Annotated in this window: 7 protein-coding genes, 2 tRNA genes and 3 pseudogenes; 5 read left to right on the top strand and 7 right to left on the bottom strand. The window is 65.7% G+C overall.

The window, feature by feature from the left end:
• Nucleotides 1-263: 263 nt before the first annotated feature.
• A tRNA-Gly gene (locus tag NI18_RS05880) sits at nucleotides 264-337 on the top strand.
• 517 nt (nucleotides 338-854) lie between these two features.
• A complete protein-coding gene (locus NI18_RS22095; RefSeq protein ID WP_157840491.1) occupies nucleotides 855-1,697 on the top strand; it encodes a glycosyltransferase family 1 protein in 843 nt (280 codons plus the stop codon).
• Here the strand turns inward: NI18_RS22095 and NI18_RS05870 are convergent.
• The 6 genes and pseudogenes from NI18_RS05870 to NI18_RS05845 form a co-directional block, all read right to left on the bottom strand.
• On the bottom strand, nucleotides 1,694-2,686 hold the full coding sequence (locus NI18_RS05870; protein WP_031440542.1) for an acyltransferase: 993 nt from the start codon (nucleotides 2,684-2,686) through the stop codon (nucleotides 1,694-1,696). The genes NI18_RS22095 and NI18_RS05870 overlap by 4 nt on opposite strands.
• Nucleotides 2,687-3,066: 380 nt before the next feature.
• Nucleotides 3,067-4,667, bottom strand: a pseudogene (gene mqo, locus NI18_RS05865) (malate dehydrogenase (quinone)).
• A gap of 537 nt (nucleotides 4,668-5,204) precedes the next feature.
• Complete coding sequence (locus NI18_RS05860) at nucleotides 5,205-5,528, bottom strand: transcriptional regulator (protein WP_128082091.1); 324 nt, start codon at nucleotides 5,526-5,528, stop codon at nucleotides 5,205-5,207.
• Nucleotides 5,529-5,638: 110 nt separating this feature from the next.
• Nucleotides 5,639-6,097: a hypothetical protein gene (locus tag NI18_RS05855; protein WP_042467030.1), complete on the bottom strand. Its 459-nt coding sequence runs from the start codon at nucleotides 6,095-6,097 to the stop codon at nucleotides 5,639-5,641.
• Nucleotides 6,098-6,130: 33 nt separating this feature from the next.
• Entirely contained in the window at nucleotides 6,131-7,144 is a 1,014-nt protein-coding gene (locus NI18_RS22090; protein ID WP_052149008.1) for a helix-turn-helix transcriptional regulator, read from the bottom strand.
• A 189-nt stretch (nucleotides 7,145-7,333) separates the two neighbouring features.
• Nucleotides 7,334-7,420: transfer RNA gene (locus NI18_RS05845), tRNA-Tyr, on the bottom strand.
• A 127-nt stretch (nucleotides 7,421-7,547) separates the two neighbouring features.
• On the opposite strand from NI18_RS05845, the pseudogene NI18_RS05840 reads away from it, so the two are divergent.
• A pseudogene (locus NI18_RS05840) lies at nucleotides 7,548-9,196 on the top strand (M20/M25/M40 family metallo-hydrolase).
• 21 nt (nucleotides 9,197-9,217) lie between these two features.
• Nucleotides 9,218-9,963 (top strand): annotated as a pseudogene (rlmB, locus tag NI18_RS05835) (23S rRNA (guanosine(2251)-2'-O)-methyltransferase RlmB).
• A gap of 118 nt (nucleotides 9,964-10,081) precedes the next feature.
• Here rlmB and NI18_RS05830 read toward each other — a convergent pair.
• Entirely contained in the window at nucleotides 10,082-10,399 is a 318-nt protein-coding gene (locus tag NI18_RS05830) for a 2Fe-2S iron-sulfur cluster-binding protein (protein WP_031396278.1), read from the bottom strand.
• 72 nt (nucleotides 10,400-10,471) lie between these two features.
• Here NI18_RS05830 and NI18_RS05825 point away from each other — a divergent pair, with 72 nt between their 5' ends.
• A complete protein-coding gene (locus tag NI18_RS05825) occupies nucleotides 10,472-11,095 on the top strand; it encodes a DNA-3-methyladenine glycosylase (protein ID WP_031440548.1) in 624 nt (207 codons plus the stop codon).
• The last annotated feature ends 100 nt before the right edge of the window (nucleotides 11,096-11,195 follow it).

The raw sequence follows: 11,195 nt of genomic DNA, 5'->3' as shown, positions 1-11,195 counted from the left end.
AGCCGGCGCCGTGACTGACGGCGGACGCGGGGCGCGGATCCGCGGCGCGGCGACGCTGCAGGGTCAGGCTCGTCGTCTCGGGAAGCACAGGCGCGTCGGACATGGCGCCAGGGGTAGCCGATTTTCGTCAGCAAACCATGAACCATCCTGCCCCGGCTTGCACCACCCCACGACCCGCGCTATCGCGACCCTACACCTTCTGCCGCCCGTCTCGCCTTCGCGACGGTCAGAGCGGGGGCGCAGGCCGCGGCAACGCCGGCTTCGCGGGTATAGTACAATGGTAGTACAGCAGCCTTCCAAGCTGAATACACGGGTTCGATTCCCGTTACCCGCTCCATCGTTTCCAATAGCGCCGACCAGTCACGATGGGCGTGACCCGATCATTGCCTGACTATGCCGTGAGATGCGCTGTTATAAGCGGCGATAGCCGGCATGGCGAACTCTCTGCCTTACAACACCCGCCCCGCCGCATTTTCTGATTATTAGAAGTCGGGCTCCCCATTCCGATTTCGACATGACCCGTTTGCTGATTTCTGGTAGCTCTATGGCGCATATTACCGATGATTTCGGGATGAAATACTATGAGCAAGTCTTTTCAACGATGGGACGTCGACTTCACCCTTTCGCTTCACAATCGAACCGGAAAGTATTTTATCGGCAGGGATATCATCGACACGCTGCCGGATGTATTTCGCAGCGTGAAGATATGGAGACTTCCCGAAAGGGTCGGCGTCAATGCCTTGTCCCGCAAAGTCATCGGTCGATTATGGGCCGAAGAAGATCGCCTCAGAGCCCGGTATCCCAGGCTGCTGCCGCGACAGCGGAGCCGACGCGCGGTCCTTCATCTCGATCCGATGACCGTGCTGGGCTGGCACGTCACGTCGCATGATGCCGTGCTGTGCCACGATCTCGGCCCCCTGACGCATCCCGAACTCTTCGCCCCGTCCGTCACCGCGCTCTACGAGCGGGTCTATGCACGCATCGCCGAACGCCAGCCCCGCATGGCCTTTGTCAGCCAGGCATCCAAGGCGGCATTTCAGCGCCTCTATGGCACCGGGTCCCCCGCCACCGTGATCTATCCACCGATCCGCACGGGCGTGGCGGGTGGCGCGCAACACGCCGTGGACGGCGTTGAAGGCCTGTTTCTGCTGACCGTGGGGAGCATCGGGCGCCGCAAGAACCAGCTGGCCAGCATCCGCGCATTCGCACGCGCGGGCCTTGCCGATGCGGGCTATCACTATGTCATCTGCGGCAGCCGCGAACCGGGATCCGAGGCCGTCATCGCCGAGGCGGAGCAAACCCCCGGCGTCATCCTCCTGCCCTATGTCTCGGACGAGCAGTTGCGCTGGCTCTATGCGCATGCGCGGGGGTTCGTGCTGGTGAGCCTTCTCGAAGGATTCGGCGTCCCCGTCGCGGAAGCGATGCGCAACGGACTGGTGCCGCTGATCAGCGCCAACAGCGTCCTCGAAGAGGTCGCGGGACCAAGTGCGATCGCGGTCGATCCGCACTCCGTCGAGGCCATCGCCGCGGGAATGACACAGCTCGCCGAACTCCGCCCGGACCAGATCGCGGCACGGCGGGTCGATCTCGAGGCGCGTCTCGACGCGTTCTCAATGCCGACCTTCGTCGATGCGTGGAGGGCCTTTCTGGGTGCCGAGGCCGAGCATCGGCCGGCGCCGCTCGTCGCATCGCGCTAGCCGACCGAAACGGCGCGACGCGGGAGGAGCAGGCGCGCGCCCAGAAAGGCGAGCGCCGGCTTTTCGACGAAACGGCGGACGATCTCCGCCACGATCAGCGCAGCCCCCACGATACCGACCGCTGCGATCAGTCGCTCGGCGAGCGGCTGGCCCGCCATCAATCGAGAGAGCAGCATGACGACCGGCAGATGCGTGGCATATAGTGGGAAGGAGACATTCCCCAGCCATGTCAGCACGCGCGACTGCTCTCGTTGCCCAAGTGCGCCGAGCAATACGATCATCGGGTTGGCGCACAGGATGTAGAAGAGCGACAGCGGGATGCCAAACCAGGAGACGCCGGGCACGATCATCGGAAAGAGGAGTGCGGCGATCAGGATCACGGGCGCAACATCCGCCTTCACGCGACGCGCCTCGTAGATCCGGTATGCGACCACCCCCATGCAGAAGGACGCCAAGGCCCTGACCGTCGTTGGCACGATCATATCGACCGACTGATAAAAGAAATGGACGCTATTATGGTCGATGGCGACCCAGGTGATCGCGACCGAAAGGACGAAGGCGATCGTGATCAGCCCGCGATTGCCGAGGGCCTTGACGGATACCGCCCAAAGCAGATTGACGAGGATCTCTGCAAAAAGCGACCAGTAGACGCCGTTGAACCAGACCAGATTCTGCCCCTCGAGCCGCGGCAGGACGATGAGGGACAGGGCAAACGCCCGATAGGCGGATGACGCCCCCGGGCCGCCCGCCATGCCGAGCGCCACGAGCAAGGCCGCCACCGATCCGGCGAGCACGCTCGGCCAGAGCCGAACCACCCGTGACATCAGAAAGCGAGCGAACTCACCGCCGCCCTCGCGCAACCGCCGCTCATGCGCGAAGGCGAGGACGAAACCGCTAAGACACAGGAAAAAGTCCACCGCGATATTGCCATGGACCGTCATTCCGCTCGGAAACTTCAGGAAGATGCCGATATGATATGCCACGACCATCAGCGCCGCGACCCCCCTCAACCCATCTAATGCGACAAAGCGACGTTTCGAGTGTTCGGCGGCCCGGACAGGCTGCATATACATTCCCCCAGCGCTTATCCCGATTAGGCGGGGCAAAACACAAATATCGGGAGAACTGTCGGGGGCATCGACAGACAAGTCTATCGTGTTTTTGACCAAGACCGTCCCAGGTCGACATGATTTCGACGGCTTTACTATTCTGGCGTTCTGATGTTCGCTCACGCATGACCGCAAGGTGGCCGATCTTCGTTAGCGGGGCGGATCGGATATGGGGCATTTCCCGCCAGCAGGGCCCGCGTGCGTGCCATAGCTTACCCCTCCCCGGCAATGCCGGGGGAGGGCGCGGTCGAGGACAGCTGTCAGAGGGCGAGGTCGGGGCTGCGGTCCGCCTTGACGCGCATCGCGGCGGGGCGGGGCTTGGTCGCGACATGGACCGCCGGCGAGGCGATGGCGAGTTGCAGCGTATCGGCGGTATTGCCCCAGTGATCGGCGAGCAGTTCGGGATGCTCATTGAGCTTGATGCCGTAGCTCGGGACGATCTCGCGGATCTTGGCCTGCCAGCCGGCGGTCGACAGCCGGTTCGGAAACACCTTCTTGAGCAGGTCGAGCATGATCGACGGCGCGGTCGACGCACCCGCGACGCGCCGAGCAGCGCCGCGATCGAGCCGTCCTTCGACGCGACGATCTCGGTGCCCAGCTTCAGCACGCCGCCCTTTTCAGGATCACGCTTGATGATCTGCACGCGCTGGCCCGCCTGCCACAGGCGCCAGTCGCCGTCCTTGGCGCCGGGGAAATATTCGCGCAACGCCTCCATCCGGTCGGCATCCGACATGATCAGCTGCCCTGCGAGATATTCGACCAGCGCGAAATCGTCCCAGCCGACCGCGACCATCGGCCGGAAATTGTCGATCGTCACCGATGCAGGCAGATCGAAATAGGACCCCTGCTTCAGGAACTTGGTCGAGAAGGTCGCGAACGGTCCGAACAGCAGCGCCTGCTTGCCGTCGAGATAGCGGGTGTCGAGATGCGGCACCGACATGGGCGGTGAGCCGACCGCGGCCTTGCCGTAAACCTTGGCGAGATGGCGGTGCGTGATCTCCGGCTTGTCCGCGACCAGGAAGGATCCGCCGACCGGAAAGCCGGCATAGTCGTCCGCCTCGGGGATGCCCGACTTCTGCAGGATCGGCAGTGCGCCGCCACCCGCGCCGGCAAAGACGAAGCGCGCATTGATGACCTGCTTGTCGTCGGTCTTCATGTCGCGCGCGGTGACTTCCCAGCCGCCCTTGGCATTGCGCTCGAGCGAACGGACCTCATGCCCCGTCGTCAGCGTGAAGTTCGCCTGCTTGTCGAGCGCGGCGATATATTGCCGCGTCACCGCACCCCAGTCGCAATCCGTGCCGAGCGGCGAGCGGGTCGCCGCAAGCGGCAGCGCCGGATCGCGGCCCTGCATCATCAGCGGCACCCATTTGGCGATCTGGGCGCGGTCGGTCGAGAACTCCATGCCGGAGAAGAGCGGACTGGCGCCCAGCGCTTCCCAGCGCTTGCGAAGGAAGGCGACATTGGCGTCGCCCCAGACGAGGTTCATGTGCGGGGTCGAGTTGATGAACGTCCGCGGTGCGCCGAGCATGCCGGCCTTGACCTGGTGGCTGAGAAACTGGCGCGTGACCTGGAACTGCTCGTTGATCTCGACCGCCTTGGCGATCTCGACACGGCCGTCGGCCGCGTTGACCGGCGTGTAGTTGAGTTCGCACAGCGCCGAATGGCCGGTGCCCGCGTTGTTCCAGCCGCCCGAGCTCTCCTCGGCGACCTTGTCGAGACGTTCGACCAGCTCGATCGTCCAGCTCGGCTCGAGCTGGCGCAGCAGCACGGCGAGCGTCGCGCTCATGATGCCGCCGCCGATCAGCAGCACGTCGACCGAACGTTCCGTCGTCGCGGCCTGCGCCGGCGACAGGGGAACCATGGCGGAGGACCCTGCGACGCCCGCAACGATCGCCGAGCCTAGAAGATTGCGGCGCGTTACGCCCGTGCCGGCCGCTGGAGCTTCGCCTGACTGCTCGGCGGTCCGCGTGTCGTCGTTCGATCCAATTCGCACTATGATGCCTTTTTCGTTACCGCCTGCCCGCCCCCCGATCCCGGCCCCCGAGGGGCGGAGACGGCTAAGGGCGCATCGCCGGATGATGGATGGGCTGCGCAGGATCGGCCGAAAGACGCACAGAAGCGATCGACCGAGCACAACCGTTGCTCAAAGTCCTCGCCCATTTGCCGGAATTTATTGGGAGGCCCGCAAACCAGTAAAATTGACGGGTATCCGAGACTTACATGCCATCGCAGGCGCAATTTTTCAAGCTTTGGATGGCGGATGGCCGGATCGGGGCCCGCCATGCGCGGCGTATCGAGCCGCGCGGCAGCAGCCGCGAAGACGCCCGGTCGGCGCCGGCCGCAGGGATCTTGTTCGTCCGTCCGCCAAGCTCGACCGGTCACCCGGCCAGCTTGCGGATCAGCAATCCACCAGACCCGCGAGCAGATCGCTCATCCGCTGACGCCCGACGACCGACAGCTGAATATGCGATCGTCGACCGTCATTTTTGTCGCGGGTCCGCAGGACGAGACCCGCCTCCTGCAGGATCGCAAGGTAGCGCAGCGCCGTCGCCGAGGGCGCCCGCGCGCCGATGCACACCGCGGACACGCTGAGCTGACGCCCCTCGTGATGCGAGATGAACAGGTCGAGCAGCATGTCCCAGGCGGGTTCGGAGAACAGGTCCGCGCCGAATGCCGCGTCGCGCTGGCGACGCAGTTCGTACAGATGCTTGGCAGCGCTCACCAGGCGGGCGGGATCGACGGCGGCGGGTGCAAGAGCCGGCCCGGGCCGTGCGCCGTTCAAGAGTCGCATGAAAGGAATGGCATAAGACATTTAAAGCCTCAGATGCAGGGCTAAGGAAGGGTCGGGTCCTGGCGGCTCCAGTCGAGATCCCAGCCTCGCGACCGGACCCGTCTGGCATGCCGCATCGTTCCGACGGCGAGCAGCAGGACGATGGGGTAGCTCCACATGACCGACAGGACCGCATAAGCGAGCCGGATCACGTCGGGGTTGATCGCCCGGGCCAGATGCGCCCCGGTTCCCAGTGCATGGAGCGCGGTGACCCAGGCCGGCCAGAACCGATCGGCGTGCAGCGTGATGGCGATCATCACGCCGAGCAGGACGATGTCGACGGTCATGATGCCGATCTCGACGTCGACGAACTCGCCTGCGCCAAGCTGGTGAAACATCCGCGTGGCCAGTGCCGCGAGCAGCAGGGCAAGCCCGGTCAGCCGCTCGGGGGCACCGCCACGCCAGAATGCATAGCCGGTCGCCGCCAGTTGCAGCGCGTTGAAGATCCAGACGCGGTCCACGTTATCGGGTCAAGCGATCCACCGGCCGCGTCGTCAGGCGGCAACGACGAGGTGCAGCAACGCATCGTCGCGCAGAGCCCCTTCGTTGGGCGGACACTCGCCCTCGTCACCATAGGCATAGAAGGCACCGAGGCCGATTTCGCTGCGTACCGCGACCAGCGCATGGTGCGCGTCGACGAAGCGCTGGCGGGCCTTGATCAGATCGGACGATGCATCCGCGACGAGTTGCAGCGCGGCGATCCCGGTCGCGACCGGCAGTTTTGCCGCCGCACGCTGCTGCAACAAGGTCGCGACGCACGATGCGGCGAGCGACGCGGCCTGGTCGACCGCCGCCTCCGCCTTCAGAAAGTCTGCGGTGACCCTGTCGGTTGCCTGACGACGTTCCTTCAACATGTCGAATTTCCCACCCCAGCGCGACGAATGCTCGACCCGGGGAGAGGCGGCGCTGCCGCGAACCTGCCTGAACAGGCTCGTCATGGTCATCGTCATCGTCACCAGCGCCACCGTGGTGATCGCCAGCAACGCCATGAGCCCGACCAGCCGGATCAGCCTGTCCCCCTTGGACAGGCGGTTCCGCGCCGCTCCCTCCGGTCCGCCTCTGGGCGTCATCCCTATGAAGCGGCGGACGAGCCCCCATGGATCGTCCTGGCCGACCTGTGGCGGATGCGACGGCGCGCGCGCTACGTCGATTGGTTCGGATGGGAGCCGATCATACGTCGCGACCAGCAGGTCCGACGACGGCATTGGCGACGTCCCGTCCTCCGTCCTGTCGTTCGCGGCGCGGGGCGCGGGCGTGGCGGAGGGCATGACGCGGGGCTCTGCGGGCACATCGAAATCCCCGGCGGTTTCGTGCCGTTGCAACAGCCGCGCAGCCTCGAACCGCGACCCCGCGCCCAGCACCTGAACCGCGCGTTCGATCCGCTTGTCGATCGCCGACGGCGACACGCCGAGCAGCGCTGCGATCTCCTTCGAATTGTGATGCGTCAGGACCAGTCGAAGACAGGCCCTTTGCGCTTCGGTCAGGAGATCAATGCGGCTGGCAGACATAGACCTACATTAACCGCAATTCTGCGGTTAGGCATCCCTGTTTGAAGCGCGCCGAATGCCGTCGCGGGACGCGTTTTTCGCGCACGATGTCCGCACGACATCCCGGCACAGATCTGAAGGTTGTAAGGTTCGCGCCTGGCCTTGCTACCGGCGAAGGACCAAAGCTTGGGCGGTGATACCGCAAAGCTTTGGTGGACAGGGCTGGATTCGAACCAGCGTACGGGAAACCCGGGCAGATTTACAGTCTGCTGCCTTTAACCACTCGGCCACCTGTCCAAAGGGGCCACTCTTTCGAGCGAGGCGGCTCAATGGCGAAGCTTGTCGGTGCTGTCAACGCGGGTTGCGCCAACTTCCGCCCCCGCATAGCCTTTCATGCATAAAAAAATTGCCCAGGGGGACCTTCATGCACCAATCGCGTCCGTGCCGACTTGCCATTTTCGCCGCAACCGTAACGATCATCGCGCTCAGCCCCGCGGCCGCCAAGGAGCGTGGCGGCACCGCAAAGCCTGATCAACCCATGGTCAACCGCATCATCGACGAAGGGACCAACCACAGCCAGGTCATGGTGACCGTCCAGCATCTGACCGACGTGATCGGCCCGCGGCTCACCAATTCGCCGTCGATGCGCACGGCCGAGGCATGGACGCAGCGCCGCTTCGCCGACTGGGGCCTCACGAATGTCCACAAGGAAGGGTTCGCATTCGGTCGAGGCTGGTCGATCGAACGGTCGAGCGTGCGGATGACGACCCCGCGGGTGGTGCAGCTGACCGCGATTCCCATTGCCTGGACTCCCGGCACGAACGGCACCGCGCTGAGCGCGGCCGTGATCGTCGCACCGATGGCGCGCGAGCGCGACTTCGCGAAATGGCGCGGCAAGCTCAGCGGCAAGATCGTGATGCTCACGCGGCCCGGCACCGGTGACGAACCTGCCGAGCCCGCCTTCAAGCGGCTGAGCGGCGAGGATATCGCGAGGCTCGACCGGTTTCAGCAGCCGAATTACGACCCCGATGCCGCCGACCGCCGGATGAAGCGGCTCGATTTCTCGAAGAAACTCGATGCGTTCCTGAAAAGCGAAGGCGCGGTCGCGACCGCGACGATGGCCTATCACGACGGCAAGCTGGTCAGCGGCGAAGGCTATCTGTTCGGTGTCGGCGACACGCCTGCGCTGCCGGGCGTGCAGATCGCCGCGGAGGATTATCGACGCCTCGCGCGGCTCGCCAAGGCGGGCCCCGCCCCGACGCTCGAGATCGTCAGCGACGTCCGCTTCGACGACAGCGATGCGCAGGCGTACAACATCATCGCCGACATTCCCGGGACCGATCCGAAGGCCGGCTATGTCATGGCGGGCGCGCATCTCGACAGCTGGGTCGCCGCGGACGGCGCGGCCGACAATGCGGCGGGCTCGGCGATGATCATGGAGGCCGCACGGATCCTGGCCGCAACCGGCGTCCGCCCGAAGCGGACGATCCGGTTCGCGCTCTGGTCGGGCGAGGAGCAGGGCATTCTCGGTTCGATGGCCTATGTCACCCGCCATCTGGCGACACGCGGCAGCCCCAACGACCCGCCGCAGACCGGGATGCAGAGCTATTACGGCTTTTCGCAGAATGGCCGATCACCCCGCTGCCGGGTCATGCCGACCTCGCCGCCTATTTCAACATCGACAATGGCTCGGGCAAATTGCGCGGGCTCTATGCCGAGACCAACCCCGCGGTCGTGCCGATCTTTCGCGACTGGCTCAGCCCGTTCGCGTCGATGGGCGCATCGAACGTCGTCCTGCGGCCGACCGGCGGCACCGATCACGTCTTCCTGCAACAGGTCGGCGTGCCGGGGTTCCAGTTCATCCAGGATCCGCTCGATTATGGCAGCCGGATCCATCATACGTCGGCCGACACCTTCGATCACCTGAAGGCCGAGGACATGCGCCAGGCGTCGATCGTGCTCGCATCGGTGTTGCTCAGCGCGGCGAATGCGGACAAGGCGCTGCCACGCACGCCACTGCCGACCAAGCCGGTGGTGACCGACCCTTATGGATATAGCGATGACGATGACTGATATGATGACGGGAGCGCTCTGATGGCAGCACGCAAGGGCCATCGGCCGAGCAAGGCCCCCGCGGGGCGTCCGCGCTTCTGGGGCAAGCATGCGGTGGGCGCAGCGCTCGCCAATCCCGAACGCACGGTGCGCAAGATCATGGGCACGCGCGAGGCGCTGGCCGGGTTCGATCTGCCCGCGGCCGTGCCGGTGACCTTCGCCGAGGCCACCGATCTCGCGCGGCTGGTGCCGGGCGACGCCCCGCATCAGGGCGTGGTGATCGAGGTCGAGCCGCTCGAAGACATGTGGCTCGCCGACCTGCTCGAGCATGGCAAGGACGACAACCGTCCGCTCGTCATCCTCGACGGCGTGACCGATCCGCACAATGTCGGCGCGATCCTGCGCTCGGCGGCGGCGTTCGATGCGCTCGGCATCGTCACCCCCGACCGCAACGCGCCGCCCGAATCGGGCACGATCGCCCGTGCCGCGTCGGGTGCGCTCGAGACGGTGCCGTGGATCCGCGTGGTCAATCTCGCCCGCGCGCTCGAGGAAATCGCCGAAGCCGGGTTCTGGCGGATCGGCCTCACGGGCCATGCGACGCAGACGTGTCCGAGGCGATGGGCACGCAGCGCGTCGCGATCGTGCTCGGTGCCGAGGGCGAAGGCATGCGCAAGAACACCGAGGATCACTGCGACGAACTCGCCAAGCTCCCCATCTCGGAAAAGGTCGAGAGCCTCAACGTCTCGAACGCCGCGGCGATCGCACTCTACGCGGTGACGACGCGCTAACTATCTCCCCCTCTCCCCGGGGGAGAGGGAAAGGGCCCGCCGCGCAGCGGTGGGAAGGGTGAGGGGCGGTGGGGATCGGAAACCCCCGCCCCCAAACCGCCCGTCCCAAGGGACCAGATCAATCCTCGGCGGCGATCCGGACCTTCAGCCCGTCGAGCGCGTCGGTCATGTCGATCTGGCACGACAGTCGCGAATAGTCGTCGCGGTCGCTGGTCGAATCGAGCAGGTCGTTCTCGTCCTCGCTCATCGGCTTGAGTTTGGCCGCAAATTCCGGGTCGACATGGACGTGGCAGGTGGCGCAGGAGCAGCAGCCGCCGCACAAAGCGAGGATCTCGTCGATCCCGGCGTCGCGGATCACTTCCATGACCGAAAGACCCGTTTCGCCCATGAGCTCGCGTTCTTCCCCGTCCCGCGTCACGACGATAAGCTTGGGCATGCTGTCCTCCGAAAAACCGTGCGCGGTCCATGCCGCGCGCCGCCGCCCCGATCAAGCTGCAAGGTTCGCGTCATGGGCCTGAACGCCGACCAGTTGCAGGCTGCCATGACCGCGCTGTGTGCGATCGAACCCGCCTTCGCGGTGGCGGTCGCGAACAAGGGCCACCCTGCCCCGCGGATCAGCGAGCGCGGCTTCGCGACCTTGCTTCGCACGATCCTCGGCCAGCAGGTCAGCGTCGCCTCCGCGCAATCGGTCTGGAACAAGCTCGACGCGCTCGTCGGCGGTGCCGCGGACCCCGCCAACATCGCCGCCGCCAGCGACGAGACGCTGCGCAGCGCGGGGCTGTCGCGGCAGAAACTCGGCTATGCCCGCAGCCTCGCCGACGAGGTGACGAGCGGCCGCCTCGACCTGACGAACCTGCCCGCCGACGACGAGGAGGCGATCGCCGCGCTGGTCCGGGTCAAGGGAATCGGCCGCTGGTCGGCGGAGATCTACCTGCTGTTCGCCGAGGGCCGCACCGACATCTGGCCCGCGGGCGACCTCGCGGTCCAGATCGAGATCGGCCGCATCCTCGGCCACGACGCCCGCCCGAGCGAGAAGATGACTCGCGAACTCGCCGAAGCCTGGCGCCCGCACCGCGGCGCGGCGGCGATCTTCCTCTGGCACCATTACCAGGCTGACATGAAGGTGATCTGAGCGCGGCCGCTCAAGCGAGGCCATGCCCGCGAGACCCCACTCGCCCCTCCCGTCATCCTGACGAAAGTCAGGAGACGGGAACAAAGAGCCATGCGCCGCC

Origin of the sequence: Sphingomonas sp. Ant20 (assembly GCF_000783375.1) — a bacterium.
GTDB classification, from domain to species: domain Bacteria; phylum Pseudomonadota; class Alphaproteobacteria; order Sphingomonadales; family Sphingomonadaceae; genus Sphingomonas; species Sphingomonas aerolata.
This window is presented reverse-complemented; position numbering and strand designations above follow the sequence as displayed.

Bases quoted from the DNA above. Each gene is read 5' to 3' on its own strand.
- NI18_RS22095 (WP_157840491.1), top strand. From the start codon at position 855: ATGACCGTGCTGGGCTGGCACGTCACGTCGCATGATGCCGTGCTGTGC.
- NI18_RS05870 (WP_031440542.1), bottom strand. From the start codon at position 2,686: ATGGTCGTGGCATATCATATCGGCATCTTCCTGAAGTTTCCGAGCGGA.
- NI18_RS22090 (WP_052149008.1), bottom strand. From the start codon at position 7,144: ATGTCTGCCAGCCGCATTGATCTCCTGACCGAAGCGCAAAGGGCCTGT.
- NI18_RS05830 (WP_031396278.1), bottom strand. From the start codon at position 10,399: ATGCCCAAGCTTATCGTCGTGACGCGGGACGGGGAAGAACGCGAGCTC.
- NI18_RS05825 (WP_031440548.1), top strand. From the start codon at position 10,472: ATGGGCCTGAACGCCGACCAGTTGCAGGCTGCCATGACCGCGCTGTGT.